Source organism: Mesorhizobium sp. M7D.F.Ca.US.004.01.2.1, from assembly GCF_003997785.1.
GTDB classification, from domain to species: domain Bacteria; phylum Pseudomonadota; class Alphaproteobacteria; order Rhizobiales; family Rhizobiaceae; genus Mesorhizobium; species Mesorhizobium loti.
Genome location: NZ_RZRQ01000128.1, coordinates 1 through 16,000, shown reverse-complemented (window position 1 = coordinate 16,000; position 16,000 = coordinate 1). Strand labels below are relative to the sequence as shown.

The 16,000-nt window shown below is 62.0% G+C and carries 15 protein-coding genes; 4 read left to right on the top strand and 11 right to left on the bottom strand.

Going from position 1 to position 16,000, the window contains the following annotated elements; genetic code table 11:
* Positions 1-208: 208 nt before the first annotated feature.
* The 4 genes from EN993_RS18420 to EN993_RS18405 form a co-directional block, all read right to left on the bottom strand.
* Positions 209-511, bottom strand: a complete 303-nt coding sequence (locus tag EN993_RS18420) for a hypothetical protein (protein WP_127264488.1) — start codon at positions 509-511, stop codon at positions 209-211.
* Between the two features lie 104 nt (positions 512-615).
* On the bottom strand, positions 616-1,314 hold the full coding sequence (locus tag EN993_RS18415) for a DUF1223 domain-containing protein (RefSeq protein WP_109663506.1): 699 nt from the start codon (positions 1,312-1,314) through the stop codon (positions 616-618).
* A 268-nt stretch (positions 1,315-1,582) separates the two neighbouring features.
* A complete protein-coding gene (locus EN993_RS18410) occupies positions 1,583-1,954 on the bottom strand; it encodes a DUF559 domain-containing protein (RefSeq protein ID WP_127264490.1) in 372 nt (123 codons plus the stop codon).
* Between the two features lie 63 nt (positions 1,955-2,017).
* The gene (locus tag EN993_RS18405) at positions 2,018-3,196 is read right to left on the bottom strand and encodes a TadE/TadG family type IV pilus assembly protein (protein WP_127264487.1); all 1,179 of its coding nucleotides are present in this window, start codon (positions 3,194-3,196) and stop codon (positions 2,018-2,020) included.
* Between the two features lie 191 nt (positions 3,197-3,387).
* Here EN993_RS18405 and lepA point away from each other — a divergent pair, with 191 nt between their 5' ends.
* On the top strand, positions 3,388-5,193 hold the full coding sequence (lepA, locus tag EN993_RS18400; RefSeq protein ID WP_126067019.1) for a translation elongation factor 4: 1,806 nt from the start codon (positions 3,388-3,390) through the stop codon (positions 5,191-5,193).
* On the opposite strand, the gene EN993_RS18395 is transcribed toward lepA, so the two are convergent.
* Positions 5,165-6,817, bottom strand: a complete 1,653-nt coding sequence (locus EN993_RS18395; protein ID WP_127264486.1) for a hypothetical protein — start codon at positions 6,815-6,817, stop codon at positions 5,165-5,167. The two genes, lepA and EN993_RS18395, sit on opposite strands and share 29 nt — an antisense overlap.
* Before the next feature lie 66 nt (positions 6,818-6,883).
* Between EN993_RS18395 and EN993_RS18390 the strand changes: the two genes are divergently transcribed.
* The 3 genes from EN993_RS18390 (at position 6,884) to EN993_RS37060 (ending at position 8,746) form a co-directional block, all read left to right on the top strand.
* Positions 6,884-7,711: a hypothetical protein gene (locus EN993_RS18390; RefSeq protein WP_127264485.1), complete on the top strand. Its 828-nt coding sequence runs from the start codon at positions 6,884-6,886 to the stop codon at positions 7,709-7,711.
* An 8-nt stretch (positions 7,712-7,719) separates the two neighbouring features.
* Positions 7,720-8,172, top strand: coding sequence for a YbjN domain-containing protein (locus EN993_RS18385; protein WP_127264484.1), 453 nt, complete (start codon positions 7,720-7,722; stop codon positions 8,170-8,172).
* Between the two features lie 106 nt (positions 8,173-8,278).
* Complete coding sequence (locus EN993_RS37060; protein WP_245468893.1) at positions 8,279-8,746, top strand: hypothetical protein; 468 nt, start codon at positions 8,279-8,281, stop codon at positions 8,744-8,746.
* Positions 8,747-9,140: 394 nt separating this feature from the next.
* On the opposite strand, the gene EN993_RS18375 is transcribed toward EN993_RS37060, so the two are convergent.
* From EN993_RS18375 to EN993_RS18350, 6 genes are all read right to left on the bottom strand, one after another.
* Positions 9,141-9,329 carry a hypothetical protein gene (locus EN993_RS18375; protein ID WP_127264483.1) on the bottom strand — a complete coding sequence of 63 codons (189 nt, stop codon included), beginning with the start codon at positions 9,327-9,329 and terminating at the stop codon, positions 9,141-9,143.
* A 461-nt stretch (positions 9,330-9,790) separates the two neighbouring features.
* Positions 9,791-11,431: an ABC transporter substrate-binding protein gene (locus EN993_RS18370; RefSeq protein ID WP_127264482.1), complete on the bottom strand. Its 1,641-nt coding sequence runs from the start codon at positions 11,429-11,431 to the stop codon at positions 9,791-9,793.
* Positions 11,432-11,843: 412 nt separating this feature from the next.
* Positions 11,844-12,791 carry an alpha/beta hydrolase gene (locus tag EN993_RS18365; RefSeq protein ID WP_127264481.1) on the bottom strand — a complete coding sequence of 316 codons (948 nt, stop codon included), beginning with the start codon at positions 12,789-12,791 and terminating at the stop codon, positions 11,844-11,846.
* Between the two features lie 11 nt (positions 12,792-12,802).
* The gene (locus tag EN993_RS18360) at positions 12,803-13,483 is read right to left on the bottom strand and encodes an isochorismatase family protein (RefSeq protein ID WP_126067012.1); all 681 of its coding nucleotides are present in this window, start codon (positions 13,481-13,483) and stop codon (positions 12,803-12,805) included.
* Complete coding sequence (locus EN993_RS18355) at positions 13,480-14,775, bottom strand: Xaa-Pro peptidase family protein (RefSeq protein ID WP_127264480.1); 1,296 nt, start codon at positions 14,773-14,775, stop codon at positions 13,480-13,482. The genes EN993_RS18360 and EN993_RS18355 overlap by 4 nt, the downstream gene beginning before the upstream one ends.
* Before the next feature lie 269 nt (positions 14,776-15,044).
* Positions 15,045-16,000 (bottom strand): GlxA family transcriptional regulator (locus tag EN993_RS18350; protein WP_164757710.1); only part of this gene is annotated, 956 nt, incomplete at its 5' end.

Genomic DNA, 16,000 nt, shown 5'->3' with positions numbered 1-16,000 from the left:
AAGGCGCGCTCGCCGCGCCCGCGGCGGCAAGCGCAAGCGCGGCGAGCGCGCCTTTGACAAAGCCGAACGAACGGTTGGAAATCTTGATGTCGGTCATGGTTGCACTCCTCATGGCTTCCATTGGGATCAGTTTATTGCATCAGCTCCGGCGGCGCGACGCGCGAGTTGCGGCAAGGGCTCACATTCGCGTGCGCCGCCGGCAGCCGGCCTAGTTGGCCGGCTTCATGGCATCGGTTGCCGGTTTCATCGCGTCAGCCGCCGGCTTCATGGCGTTGGCGGCAGGCTTCATGGAAGTGGTGGCCATCGGGTCGGCGGGCTTCATCGCATCCGTTGCGGGCTTCATGGCGTCCGCGGCCGGCTTCATCGCATCGGCGGCTGGTTTCATGGCATTGGCAGCGGGTTTCATCGCGTTGGTCGCGTCGTCGGCACGGGCGATGCCGCCGGCGAGCAGCGCCGTCGAGCACAGAGCGAGAGCGAGCGCCGGCAGCGTCAGGCGAAACAGTGTTGTCATGGTGGGTCTCCTTGGCGGTTGGTCGTGGAAGGCGCGCCCTCTTGGCGGCCGTGCTATGCGGCGCCGCGGGTGCGGCGTTTGCGCAATCTCTTGTGAAGCGTGATCTAGTTTGTCGCGGCGGCCAGGATCGGCCCGCCGCCGGGCGACTGCACGAGCACGGCGGTGCTCAGGCCGTCCGAAGCTGGCGGCAGATCCAGCGCCGTGGCGGCGCCGGTCCAACTGCCGAGTTTCTTCAGCGCATGCACGACATTGGCGTGCGGCAGGGTGCGGCCGGTGTTTTCGCCGCGCGCCACCGGCACCTCGACGACGCCTTTGAGGTAGCGCACCAGCCAGACATCGGCCCGGCCGGCCGGCGCGGCGCCAGCGCCGATGCTGATCTTGCCATCGTTGAGCGACAGCGAAGGGCCGCTCGCCTGGCCACTCGCCGAAATCAGCTTCTGGATCTCGCCGGGAGCGGCGCCGACGACATCGGCGTGGCCGTTGACGACCACTTGCGGCGTGAACGGCCCGTCATGGCCGAGCGGCGGCTCGTAGCTGACCTGGCGCTGGGTGAATTCCTGGCGGCCGAACGTGTCCTTCCAGCCGAGATAGTCCCAGTAGGTGACGTTGAACGACAGCGCCAGCACGCCGGGCTGGTCCTTGACCTTGATCAGATTGGCGTTGGCCGGCGGGCAGGACGAGCAGCCCTGGCTGGTGAACAGCTCGACCACGGTGAGCGGCTGGGCGGCCGCCGCACTGAGCGACACTGCCAGCGCGAGCGCGGCCAGGCTGGACAATGCGATAGGCTTGCGGGATGACGGCATCGGCTTGCTCCGTGGGCGGCGGCGCTTCGAATGCACCGCTCATGTCCCCACTTCGCCGCCGCCCGCTGCTTCGTTACAGCGCTCACCGGTTTGTGATCGCTAGCGTTCTTCCCTTCTCCCCTTGTGGGAGAAGGTGGATCGGCGCGTAGCGCCGAGACGATTGAGGGGTGTTCCAGCGGAGTGAGGCGTTGGCGTTCCCTGGAACACCCCTCATCCGTCGCCTTCGGCGACACCTTCTCCCACAAGGGGAGAAGGGAAGTCGGAGCCACTACCGCCAAGGCTGCAGACTCCTATCCCGTACATAGGCGATGATCGTGTCGCAGACGGCGTTCAAGTCTTTCAGAACGTCATCGTTCCAAAAGCGCAGAATGCGAAAGCCTCTCGCCTCCAGGTCAGCCTTGCGGACACGGTCAGAATCCGGCTCCGGGTGTTGGCTGCCATCAATCTCGATGATCAGGCCAGCTTCGAAGCAGACGAAATCGGCAATGTATTTTCCAATGGGAACCTGGCGTCGAAATCTTATCCGGTCGAGCCTCCGGTCGCGCAGCTCACGCCAAAGCCTGTCTTCTGCCTCCGTCATTACACGCCGGAGCGAACGGGCGAAGCTTCGTTTGGCTGGCAGGACAGGTTGATGCGGCATGGCGCCAGATAAACCGGCCGTTCCACCTTCTCCCACAAGAGGAGAAGGCAAGAAGCGCAGCGTCTACTGCGTCAGCAGCGTGTCGGACGGGCGCCGGTTGAAGTCGCACTTGCCCATCACGCTGTAGAAGAAGTCGGCGTTCGTAACGTCTGGCAGTGGAGGATTGTTGCCGCCGTCTTCCCATGCCTGGTCGCTGGTCTCGCCGCAGGGCACAGCGGCGAAGATGTCGACGATCGCGTTGCCGGCAACCTCGACGGGGAGGTATAGGGAAGGGTCCAGGGTCTTTTGTGCCGCGGTGCCGTAGCCGGCGCCCAGGTATAGCCGGTTCGACGTGCTTGCATCGTTCGACTTGAGCGGGTTGACCGGTCCGGACGGCACATTCATCTGCAGATAGAGCTGGTCCATCGTGCTCACGTCGATTGTTGCGCCACTGCTGTTTCCGGCGGTATTCGTGGTTGCGCACGTCGTCTTGAAATAGATGGTGGAGCCGCTCGTATTTCCGCTTTTTGCCACTGCGGTGCTTCGGTAAACGCCCGCGGTGGGAGTGAAATCGGTTTTTGATCCTACTGTCGTGCACACTTGGCTCTGAACCTGCGTCTGGGTTGTTCCCGACACAGTGGAAATAGTTGTCGTACCGTAACCTTTCGGGTCGGCAGCGGTATAAGTCTTACCCCCGCTCGTATAGGAATAACTATACCCTTTGTAGACATAGTCGACCTTCATCATGGCCGTCGGTGTGGTCGTGGAGGTCGAACCGAAGGGAAGGCCGTACACGGTCATGGTCTTGTTCCAGTAGCCTGAAACGTGATCGACGTTGAATGTAGCCTGGACCAGCGCCGGCGTTTTGCTGACCGCCGACGTAACGCCGACCGCCACCGTGGGGATCCTGGCGATCTGCATGAAAACGGTCGGCATGGCGAAGCTTGCCGAAGCCTGCGCGGTGGCGGTGCCGTTGGCGCTGACGTCGAAGGTGTTCAGCGTCGCGGCGCCCTGTCCGCCATTGGCTACGTAGGAAGCCTGCATCGCCACCTGGCGCTGCGCCTTCGTCGAGGCGGTATCCATCGTGGTGATCGACAGGATCGCGGCATCGAGCGCCGCCTGCTCGGTCGACCTGGTCTGGACCGCCGAGGTGTAGTCGACCGAAAAGCCGACCGCGGTGATCAGCGGAATCATCATGACGATGAGGATCGGCGCAAATGCACCGCTTCTCGACTCGATAAACCTGCTTGCCAGCCCCCGCATGCCTTGATCCTTACAACGGAATATCACTACCGGCTAACATGGCACTCCCCAATTATGCTCTAACTTACTTGGTTAAAATTTATCGACTTTTCGCGAAACCGCCTGACAAAGCCGACAAACGCCCGCAGCGCCCGTCCCGGCAGCAGCCTGCGCCGCTTGCTCGGGCAAGCCGCCCCTGCTAAACGCGCGCCATGAGCACGCCCCTCGACCACATCCGCAATTTCTCCATCGTCGCCCATATCGACCATGGCAAATCCACGCTTGCCGACAGGCTGATCCAGCTGACCGGCGGGCTGGAGCTGCGCGACATGAAGGAGCAGGTGCTGGACTCGATGGACATCGAGCGCGAGCGCGGCATCACCATCAAGGCGCAGACGGTGCGGCTGAAGTACCACGCCAACAATGGCGAGGACTATATCCTCAACCTGATCGACACGCCCGGCCATGTCGACTTCGCCTATGAAGTGTCGCGCTCGCTCGCCGCCTGCGAGGGTTCGCTGCTGGTGGTCGACGCCTCCCAGGGCGTCGAGGCGCAGACGCTGGCCAATGTCTACCAGGCGATCGACAACAACCACGAGATCGTCGTGGTGCTGAACAAGGTCGACCTGCCGGCCGCCGAGCCCGAGCGCATCCGCGAGCAGGTCGAGGAGGTGATCGGCATCGACGCTTCCAACGCCGTGCTGATCTCGGCCAAGACCGGGCTTGGCATTCCCGATGTGCTGGAGGCCATCGTCCACCAATTGCCGCCGCCGCGCGAAGGCGACGCCACGGCCCCCTTGAAGGCGATGTTGGTCGACTCCTGGTACGACGCCTATCTCGGCGTCATCGTGCTGGTGCGCGTCATCGACGGCGTGCTGAAAAAGGGCCAGACCATCCGCATGATGGGCACCGGCGCCAAGCATCTGGTCGAACGCACCGGCGTGTTCACCCCGGCCCGCATCAATGTCGACGAGCTCGGCCCCGGAGAATTCGGCTTCTTCACCGGCTCGATCAAGGAAGTGGCCGACACCCGCGTCGGCGACACCATCACCGAGGACAAGCGCTCGACGGCCAAGGCGCTGCCCGGCTTCAAGCCGGCGCAGCCGGTGGTGTTCTGCGGCCTGTTCCCGGTCGACGCCGCCGATTTCGAGGACCTGCGCGCCGCGGTCGGCAAGCTGCGCCTCAACGACGCCAGCTTCTCTTTTGAAATGGAAACCAGTGCGGCGCTCGGCTTCGGCTATCGCTGCGGCTTCCTTGGCCTCTTGCATCTGGAAATCATCCAGGAGCGGCTGGAGCGCGAGTTCAACCTCGACCTGATCGCCACGGCACCATCAGTCGTCTACCGGCTGCTGCTGACCGACGGCTCGATGAAGGAATTGCACAACCCGGCCGACATGCCCGACGTGGTGAAGATCTCGGCGATCGAGGAGCCGTGGATCCGCGCCACCATCCTGACGCCGGACGACTATCTCGGCGGCATCCTGAAACTCTGCCAGGACCGGCGCGGCATCCAGGCCGACCTGTCCTATGTCGGCAAGCGCGCCATGCTGATCTACGACCTGCCGCTCAACGAAGTCGTCTTCGATTTCTACGACCGGCTGAAGTCGATCTCCAAAGGCTACGCCTCCTTCGACTATCACCTCACCGACTACAAGGAAGGCGACCTGGTGAAGATGTCGATCCTGGTCAATGAGGAGCCGGTGGATGCGCTTTCCATGCTGGTGCACCGCACGGCGGCGGAAAAGCGCGGCCGGCAGATGTGCGAGAAGCTGAAGGAGCTGATCCCGAACCATCTGTTCAAGATCCCGATCCAGGCCGCCATCGGCGGCAAGGTCATCGCCCGCGAAACCATCTCGGCGCTGCGCAAGGACGTCACCGCCAAATGCTATGGCGGCGACGTCTCGCGCAAACGCAAGCTGCTGGACAAGCAGAAAGAAGGCAAGAAGCGGATGCGGCAATTCGGCAAGGTCGATATCCCGCAGGAGGCGTTTATCCAGGCGCTGAAGATGGGCGATTGAGAAGGGGCCATCCATCTCCCCACACCTCGACAGCCACCACAGGGCTGGGGTGGTCTAAGGGTACGAGTACTTGCTTGATAGCGATAATGTCGTCAGTGGAGTCTAAGAGGAGTCCTATGCCGCAGTGTGAGTAGATCCTGGTATCTCCACGTCGAACGTTCCATCTGTTTAAACGGTTGGTTAGCGACATGCTGTTAGTCACAACTACTCTAGTTGCGGCGAGCAAAGCGGCTCTTCGCGCGCGGCTGCTTATCCAAGACCCATCGATACCCTTCTGATCAAAGGTCCAGCAAGCGGATTTATCAAATATAGGCGCGTGGAGCCAATCCGCGCGCAAGTGCGCCAGAAGCCAATCGCCTGGAGCATCCTCATTTACGTCGGCGCATATTAGGTTGATTATTCTACCGGCACCAGGCAGATCACACACGATCAACTCGTCACCTAGTTCAATATTCTCATACAATGTTCCAGAAAGAACATCAAAATCGACATTAAGGCCGAAGCGGTCTATTTGCGATTGGCTCAGGTTCCACGGGAAAAGCTTTGACTGCCTGACGATCTCGCGTCCCATAGAGTCAAATATAGCGACGAAGTTGCGTGCCGCCTTTCCGCTCTTGGTATCGCAGTCTGAGAATCCGGCGAATATATATCGTAATTTTGGAATAATACCTGTTGACTTCCATTGATTACGTGTCAGAGACAATATCTCATTCTGCATCCATTCCAAATTGTGCGCGTCAATTGCACACTCTGGAAAGAATAAGGTTGAAACGTCGGTCGACAAGGCCGATGTTATTATCGATCTAATCCGCTTCACAGAGTAAGTTGGCCGTACGCAGTATCGCGTTCCATCGCCGGAGATTTCTATTCTGGCATCCTCCTCCGCCTCTAGCGCAGGCGCGATGGCAATTACTTCCATGTTTTCGTGGATGGACGTGGGAAGTACATTATCGGTTACTGCAAGGTAGCTAAGCCGGATGTGCCGCCTCGAAGAACTGCCGTTCTGTGGATTCTGAATTGGCAGTTGTGATGGCAGAAAGGCCGTAGCCGATAGCAGTTCACGCAGAAGCATCGGTCTACTCGCCATGGGCAGCGGCATGGGAGGCTCAAGCCCGATCATGCTGTTTGGGGAGGCCCACTCCGTTAGTTCACGAGCGGGGCGGCCCCATGCGGAGGCCGGAATCACGATGCCATCGATGGATAGACCAAATAGACCATCCGCCGACATTCGGTCCTCGACGACAACGTGTCCCCGCCGCTTGGGAAGAAGTTCAGGGCTGTCCGACGGCACGAGAGGGAGGTGCCAGCGATCAAGGATCTGCACTGCGCGAACGGCTAGGAAGAACTCTTCAGAGGTTGTAGGTGGAGAAATCGGCCATTTCATTTCGCTCGTTGCGAGGATCAGTATGTCAGCGGAATCGAGCGTCCATTCATCGACGCCGTTGTCGAAAGGCAGGTCGTCCATCAATCTTTCGGTGGCCTCCGAAAGCCAACGCTCGAGCTCTTCGTTTGCGATGTCCCGGGAGCACTCCACCGCAAACAGCGCGCCCGCAATCCCCGCCAATGCGTCTGAAGGGCTTTCCGGCAAAGCTCGAGCTACCGACATTGGATCAATTGACGTCAATTGATTTCCATCCTAATTTTAGTGCGAATTGGACTCCCGCCACGAGTTACCGCAAAGGGTAAGCTATTGAGCGACAATGCACCTTCCATTGAGCAATTTGATAATTTGCTCAACAACGCCGTGAGCAATGAGGATTGGGCTGCTGCAACTGTCAGTCGAGATCGGTTAAAGGCGCTACTTCTAGATGCGTTAATATCGGGAAACAGCGACGATATCGCGCTAATCGAGAATGCATTGAGCCGCGTACGGGCCAAGCTCGCTCTCGACAGGGGAATCGAATTGGGCGTTGGCCCAGAGGCGACCACCTGGATGCTGGCGGCGGACATTGGAACAGCGCGCTTGGCCCAACGCCTTCGACCCATGCTGCAAAGTAGCAATATAGAGGCCTCTGCAAAAGATAAAGTTCTGAAAGCCATATCATCAAGCAATCGAAATGGCGTCACTAATTCTCAAATACAAAAGAGAACGGGTCTCCGAGCCGAGACTGTGACTAGGTGCCTGCAGGCGTTAAGGACGGAAGGCTTAGTCCGATCTCGTAAGGTTGGCAGATTGCGTATAAATCAGCTTGCGAACAAGGGGAAGCCAAGTGCGGCCATCAATGACGTCAACCGCACAATTTTTCAAAGACAGAGGAAGTATGCTGCACAAAATAAACGATACGTCGTGTTCCCGCTAACGCGCAGCGACGATTTTATCATCGTCGAAAAGGGGAACGTACAAGTTGCAGAAAACGAAAGAGTGGAATTAAGTGGAACAATGAATATTGCAAATCCCGAAGATTTATCGATCGGCTGGAGCGATAAGCCGACAGAATTTGCTTTGCAGGATGACAAGAGTTTTGGATTTGCCAAAAACAAACCTAGTCTCAGAAAACTTATGGCGATAACGGAATAGGTTCACCAATGTCTGAAGAATTGAGCAAGAATGAAGATCTTCAAAAGAAGTACATCGAGGCTATTGCGGACCATCTTCAGGAGATTGGATATAAGGCAAAGATTGATCAAGACTATGTAATACGCTCTGCGGCCGGCGGTTATACGGTCATTGTGGCTCCGAAAATTGATATTGCTCTCCCTTCATCCGGAAACATACAATTTCATTGTGGAGTATCTAAAGAAGGGACAAATATCGGCCTGGAAGACGTTAATGGCTATAACAGACGCCTACGATTTTGTAAGATGTTCTTGGACGAAGATAATGATATAGTGGTGCAGTCCGATTTTTTCTTTGACGCTTTCGCAGAGGATGCTGGACGGCGACTAGAATCGATGATGCTAATTGTGGAAACATCAGTCAATGAGCTGAGACAGACCATGGCTGCTTCCGTTAGAGAAAATGATTCTGAAAAAGGCTAAGATCCATTTGGACGTCTAAGACAGCCCCAACCTTGCATATCCTCTCCCCGGCTCGGGAGACACGCGTTCCACTCTGGATATCGTCGCCGCGATCGGCTCGCCATCAGTGGCGCTTTTTGGCTTTGCCGGCACTTTTGTGGCCAGCGTCGAACTGCGCGAAACTCTGTGGACGATCGACGGCGCGGGGCTCGTGGTTGCCACCGCGTTGCTGACGATGAAATATCAGCGGCTGGGCAATGACTGCATCACTGCCGGCTTCCTGACCTTCCTGGCCGGCGAGACCCTGCTGCTGGCCGGCAATGCGGCCGGGCTGGAGGCCAGCGTGCCCTCCTATGTCGGCGGCATCACGCTTTGGGCGGCAGCACTGGTCATGGTCAGCGCACCGAAGACTTTCGCTCTGTGGATGCGGCTCACCGCGCTCGTTGCCGCCGTGCTGTTTGTCGCATCAGCTTGCATGATCCTCTGGGGCGCGCCCTTGCTGCCGACCTCGGCACCGCTGCCCGCCGCCGGCTATCCGTTCCTGGTGCTGACTTTCGCCGGCTGGATCTGGACGCTTCTCAGGCCCGCGCGGTGAGCTGGCCAGGACGCGTGCATTGACATTGCCCGCGCACAGGCGCCTTTGGGCGCCGGCCATTGGGGGCTTAGGGGAAACATCCATGAAAAAGACCTATCAAAAGCCGACGCTCAACAGGCGCGAAAAGCTTTCGGCGGTGGCGGCGTTGGTTTGCCTGTCGAACTGCGGAAAACTGTGACCTGACGAAGCCCGCTTCGGACTATGCCGGGGCGGGCTTTGTTGCTTCGGCCGCTTCGGTAGAGTTGGTACGAATGCGTACAGACCAACCAAGCCCGGTTGATCGTGCCACAATCGGAGCATAAAAAATCCGGGCGGCGGTCCTCTATCAGGTCGCCAGTGGCCGACGCGGGCTCAGGCAACTGCCTCACCGGCATTCGCGTCGGCCATTTCTGCTTCACTTGCGAATGATCCAGGCGACGAGGCCGCTGTCGACATGCGCGTTGTGCGTGAGTTTGCGCACCAGGGCCTTGGCGTGTTCAGTCCATTGCGCCTCGGGGATGAGGCGTTCGGCAATGGATGTCTTGAAGGCCCTTCGCAACGCATGGAAAGTAAGCGCGGGCACCGGGCCCGTAGAGTCTTCCATTGCATTGCTCCCAACGGGGGCGGGAGCACGCTGACACTCTCAAGCACCAGCGCCCATACAGTGGCCAGCGACAGCGAAACCATGCGCCCTGTGGCGGCGGCGGTCCACCGCCTGGCACCGCACGTTTTGCGCCGTACATGAAATATAGGGCCTGGCGATGCGCGCGGGCGGGAGATGTCGACGTCTCACGCGCTTTGGGGCAATCCCTTCTCCTACTGTGGAGAAGGTAAAGTCAACGTCAGTGCTGCCCCTCATCTGGCTGCCGCCATCTTCTCCCCGTAAACGGGGCGAAGGACGCTGTCATCGCCGCTTTCGCCAATCCCCAGCGTTGCAAGAAAGGCGCCGGCGTTGCGGCCAGCGTCTTTCTCCCCGTCACTATACGGGGAGAAATGCCCGGCAGGGCAATGAGGGGCGGCGCTGGCCTCGGCTTAAAGTCCCTTCAACGCGTCACGGTCGACGCCTCAGCTTTCAATCCAAACCTTCTCGAAATGCTGCTCGAGCGCCTGGTGCTGTTCGCAGCCTTCTACGCCCTTGCGGTAGGTCCTGTACACCGAGCGCCAGTAGGGTTGGATGATGATGCCTGAGTCGCGCAGATTCTGCTCGATCTTGCCCATGATCTCCTTGCGCGCCTTGGCGTCGGGCGTTGCCAGCGCCTTGTCGAGCAGCGTGTCGAATTCGGGATTGGCGTAGGCGCTTTCATTCCAGGCGGCGCCCGATTTATACGCCAGCGCCAGCACCTGGACTCCGAGCGGGCGGCCCAACCATTCGGTGCAGGAGAAGGGGTATTTGCTCCAGTCGTTCCAGAACGTGGCGGCCGGCAGCACGGTGCGCTTGATCTTGAGGCCGGCCTCGCGCATCTGCGCGCCGATGGCGTCGCCGGTGCTCTTTTGCCATTCGACATCGACGGAGATGAGCTCGAATTCATGGTCGGCCTTGCCGGCCTCCGCGAGCAGTTTCTTCGACTGCTCCACGTCGCGCTTGGCCGGGCCGATATCGGCATATTCGGGATGCATGGGGCCGACATGGTGGTTGTCGGCGGGCTTGCCGCGGCCGCCGAGGCCGAGCGTCAGCACGGCGGAATTGTCGACGGCGAGCTGGGCGGCGCGGCGCACCTTGACGTCGTCATAGGGCGCGTTGCCGACATTGAAGCGGGCGACGATGGTGGAGCCGGTGGCGATCTCGGAATTTTTCAGCCCCATCTGCTCGGTCTGCGAGACGGCGTCGGAGGCGGTTTCGTGGTCGGTGTCGATCTCGCCGGATTCGAAGGCCGACAGCATGGCGTTGGGGTCGGAGCCGTAGTCGACCCATTTGATGCCGTCGAGGTGGAATTCGCCCTTCCACCAGGGCTTGTCCTTGCGCTTCACCTCGGCGCCGGTCTCGGCATCCCAACTGACCAGCTCGCAGGGGCCGGTGGTGATGGCCAGCGCCTTCAGCGGATCGCCGTCGCCCTCATAGGAGCGGTGCATGATCAGCGCCGGATAGTCGGCCATGCCGGCGATCAGCGAAATGTCGGGCTTCGGCAGATTGAGCTTGATGGTGAAGTCGTCGACCTTGGCGATGCCGCCATCGACCACCTTCTTGGTGTCGGCATTGACCAGCGCGCCCATGCGCGCGGCGACCGAATTGCCGGGCACGGAAGCATCGCACCAGCGGGTGAGGTTGTGGATGACATCGTCGGCGTTGAAGGCATCGCCGTTCGACCAGGAAATACCCTTGCGCACATGCAGAGTGAGGGTCTTGGCGTCGTCGCTCGCTTCCCAGCTTTCGAGCAGCCAGGGCTCGAAGGAGAAGTCGGTGTTCCAGCGCACCAGATATTCATTGCAGTGGCGGGCAACGTTGGACATCTCGACGCCGTCGAAGGTGCGCGGGTCCTTGAAACCCTTGACGTTCATGGCGACGCGCAAGACGCCGCCTTTTTTTGGCTCGGCCGCGCGGGCAGGGGTGGTGCCGAGCCCGCCCAGCGCCAGTGCGCCGGCGGCACTGACGCCGAGCCCGGCCATCAGCGCCAGATACTCGCGGCGGTTGATGCCGCCGGTCTTGAAATCATCGGCGACGGGTTTGGCTTGCGGGTGCAGTTTGCGGTCGGTCAGCATGAATTTCATCGTCGTTCCCCTGTTGTTGGGCGCCCCGGCGGACACATCCGACGCGGTGTGGCGCAGCCGCCGGGACGCCGTTGCCTGAGCAGGTGAATGATAGAGCGGGGTGACGCTGCGGAGTGTTCGGTTTTCCGCAGTGATTGTGCGGCGCTCCGCAGGGGGGCAGCTTGGGTTCCTCGCCCCACGAGAGTGGGGAGAGGTGGCTCGGCGAAGTCGAGACGGAGAGGGGACCGCCCTACGAAGCCCCCTCACCCAGCCTCCGCTTCGCTCGGCTGACCTCTCCCCGAGGGGAGAGGAGACTTGCAGCGCCGGCGGTTCCCTCTTCTCCCCAGCGGGGGTCCGAAGGACGGGCGAGGCCCGTGACTCGCCCCGGCAAAGGTGGCCGCGAAGCGGCCGGATGAGGGGGCCTTCGCTACGTTCAATACGGCCAATCACCCTTACCCAGCGCCGCGACCGCGGCGATAATCCGCGCAAACGCTTCCGCCGCCGCCGGCACGGTAGCCCGGGCGCGCAGGAAGCTGTGCACCAGCCTCGGCTCCTCGTGCCACCACGCCTTGCCGCCGCTGGCCAGAATGCGGTCGCGGTAGGTCTCACCGTCCGATGACAGCGGGTCGCACTCGGCGGTGACGATCACCGTCGGTGGCAGGGCGGAGAAGTCGCGGTCGCGCAAGGGCGAGAAGGTCGGGTCGTCGGGCGATTGCCGCTTGGCCGAGCGGACGTCGCGGTAGAAGGCGATGTCGGCCACGGACAGCAGCGGCGCAGCGGCGTGCTCGACATAGGAGCCGGTGCTCTCGTCGCCGCCGAGGCCGGGATAGATCAGCACCTGGCCGATGGCGGCCCTGATATGCCTGCGCGTCGCCTGCGCCACGGCCGCGGCCAGATTGCCGCCGGCGCTTTCGCCGCACAGCACCAGCGGCAGGCCGGATGTCACCGCCGCCCATCCGAAGGCGATGACGGCATCGTCGAAGGCGGCCGGGTGGACATGCTCCGGCGCCAGGCGGTAGTCGACCGACAGCACGTCGAAGCCGGTCCCGGCGCAGAGCTCGGCGCAGATGTCGTCATGGCTGTCGAGCCCGCCGAGGATGAAGCCGCCGCCGTGGTAGTAGACCACCAAGGCCCTCGCGGCCCTGCCGGCGAACTGGTAACGCCGGACCGGGATGTCGCGGCCGGCGGCGGCGATCAGGCCGTCGCTGGCCTTGACGCGGGGCGGGCGGCCCTGGTGGAAGGCGCGGCTCATGCGGTCATAGACGGCGCGCTGCTTGTCGATCGGCAGGCCGACGATTTCGGGCGGATACCAGGCGTTGACCGCGTCGATATAAGCCCACAGGGCCGGGTCGAGCCGAGTTTCGTATTTGCCCCGCGTCATGCTTTCGGCAGTCATAGATCGGCGTAGAGTGCGGCCGCGTTGTCGAAGCTGAAGCGCAGCGGCACCGAGCCTTCGACCTGCCAGGCGGTGACGGTCTCGCCGGCCAGCAGCCGGCAGGCGCCGTCAGTGTTGGTGACGGCGCCGCCATAGAGCCGATTGGCGAGGTTGAGGATACCGGTCTGGTGCATGGCCGCGCTGCCGCTGCCGCAGGCATCCTTGACCAAGAGCACGCGAAAGCCTTTCGCCACCGCATCCTTCACTGACGCGTCGATGCAGGCCTCGGTCCAGACGCCTGATACGACCAGCCATTCGATGCCGGCCGATTTGATGTCGCGTGCAGCCGGCCCGGAGCGGAAGGCGCTGGCCTCCGCCTTGATCAGCAGCGCCTCGCCCTTGATCGGCGCCACCTCGTGGCAGATCTCGGTCAGCGGGTCGCTCTTGTCGGAGAAGGCCGACTTGCCGTCCTCACCGACCGGATGAAAGGGCCGGTCCTGCTTGTCGAGATCGACGATGTAGGCCCAGTGGTAGAGCGGCACGTGGTTAGCGCGCGCCGCCGCCTGCAGGCGCTGGACATTGGCGAGGATCTCGGCAAAGCCGTCGACGAGGTAGCGCGGGTCCTGCCGGTGCTCTTCCTGCAGGTCGATGAAGATCGCGGCCACGGTGCCGCGCTTGATGGCGATGGGAGCCTTCACGCGAGAAACTCGTCCTCATAGGGAAAGCGCGACAGGAGTTCGGTGCCGGTGTCGGTGATCAGGATCTCGTCCTCCAGCTTGACGCCCTCGCGGCCGCCTTTCTCGCCGATGTAGCTTTCGACGCTCACCACCATGCCTGGCACGATATGGCCGTCGCGGCCATAGGTCTCGTAGTCCATGGCGTGTGCGATGAACGGCGTTTCGCCATGCATGCCGACGCCGTGCATGACCGAGGTGTAGCGCTGGTCGACGAAACGGTCCGGGATCTTCCAGGCCTTCTCGGCGATCTCGCGGAAGGCCATGCCGGGTTTGACGATCGAGATGTTGTGCTGAACCTGGTCGTGCGCCATGCGGTAGAGCGACTTCTGGTAGGGCGTCGGCTTGCCCGGCCCGCAGCGGAAGGTGCGGGAGAAATCGGAATAATAGCCGTAGCAGCCGATCGTGTCGGTATCGAGCGCCAGCAGTTCGCCCGGCCGGATCTTGCGGCCGCTGGCCTCGTTGAACCATGGATTGGTGCGCTGGCCGGAGGTCAAGAGCCGCGTCTCGATGAACTCGCCGCCCTGGCGGATGACCTCGCCATACATGATGGCGAACAGGTCGTTTTCGGAGACGCCGGGCTTGATCGCCTCGCGCACCGCATAGACGGCGGCCTCGGCGCCGGCCATCGACACCTGCAGGCATTTGACTTCCTCCGGCGTCTTGACCGCGCGCACCGCCAGGATTTCGCCCTGGCAATCGCGAACCTCGCAGCCGCGCTTTTCCAGGGCCAGCGCCTGCAGATGGCTGCAGCGGTCGAGGCCGAGCTTCATCGAGCCGCCGCCATGCTGCTTCAAGAGCTCAGTGATCTCGTCGGCGAAGGGGCCAGCGGTCTCGTCGTCGCGGCCGGAGACCGACGACCAGACGAGCTTGGAAGGACGCGCCTCGTCGATCGTGTCGAGCACCATCGAGACATGGTAGCTCTGCGGGTATTCGAACAACACGATCGGCCCGTCGGTGGGCACGAAGAAATAGCGGGTCGAGTTGCGCAGGAAATAGCCGAACATGTTGCGCGAGCCGGTGGCGTAGCGCTGGTTGTAGGGGTCGAACAACACGACGCCGCCATAGCCTGCCTCGCGCATCCAGCCGCGCAGTTTTGCCAGCCGGCCCTTGCGCAGAGCGTCGGCATCGATGAAGGACGGCTCGGTGTCCGACAGCCACATGCCGCCGGCCGGATCGGCCGCCGCCGGGTGGCGCATGCGGTCCTTGAAGTCCACGTCCTCGGTGCTGTCGGGGTCGAATACGACGATGCTCATGGGTGCCTGGCCTTGGGTGGGGTTGGGAGGTCGGAGCATGGCGCAAGAGGGGCGGATGGATTGTGCGGAAAACCGCGTGTGTTGTGCAGGATGCCGCTGGAGCCCTGCAACGTGTGGGGCAGCCCCCTCACCCAGCCTCCGCTTCGCTCGGCTGACCTCTCCCCGAGGGGAGAGGAGACTTGCAGCGCCGGCGCCTTCCTCTTCTCCCCAGCGGGGAGAAGGTGGCCGCGTAGCGGCCGGACGAGGGGGTCTACCCTCAAGTGCCGGCCCTAATGCCTCCGCGCCAGTTTCGGCGGGTGCCCGTGCTCCTCGCGAAAAGCGCGGGCAAAACTCGACATCGAGGCGAAGCCGCAGGCCAGCGCTACGTCGCGCACGGCAAGCGTCGAGTGCGCCAGCAGATCGGCGGCGCGTTTCAGCCTGAGCCGCCGGTAGTAGCCGTTGGGCGAGATGGCGAGTTCGGAGCGAAAGCTGCGTTCGAGCTTGTCGGAGGAGACGCCGAGCTTCGCGGTCAGCTCGGCCATGCCGAGCCGCTCCTCCACCGCATCCTCCATGATAGCGATGGCCGACAGCACCAGCTCGTTCTGGACGCCGGTGCGCAGGCGCAGCGGCATCATCTTGCGGTCGATGCTGGAGCGCAGCTGGCTGTGCACGAACCATTCGGCGACGCCGGCGGCAAGTTCGGCGCCATAGTCGCGGGTGATGATCTCCAGCATCATGTCGAGGCTGCCGACGCCGCCGGCCGAGGTGAAGCGCTTGCGGTCGATGACGTAGAGGTCGCGCCGGAGCTCGATGTTGGGAAAAGCCTCGGTGAAGGCGGCCTGGCTGGTCCAGTGCAAGGTGCAGGCATGGCCGTCGAGCAGGCCCGCGCGGGCGAGAAAGAACGCGGCGTCCGCCACCGCGCCGATATGGGCGCCATTGCGCAGGCTCTTGCGGATCCAGTGTGCTGCGTCCTCGGCGACGAGGTGGTCGGCATCGCCGCCCGAGCAGACGACGATGCGATCGACCTTCGGCGCATCCTCGGCATAAAAGCCCGGCTGGATGACGACGCCGTTCGAGGCCTCGACCGCGCCCCTCGTGCCGCCGACGATGATCCAGCGATAGCATTCCCGCTTTGCCAAGACATTGGCGGCGCGCAGCGGCTCGATGACCGAGCTGAACGCCATCATCGGAAAGCCGGGAAACACCAGCACGGCGAAGGTGAGGGGCGTTTCGGTGGGTTTGGGTG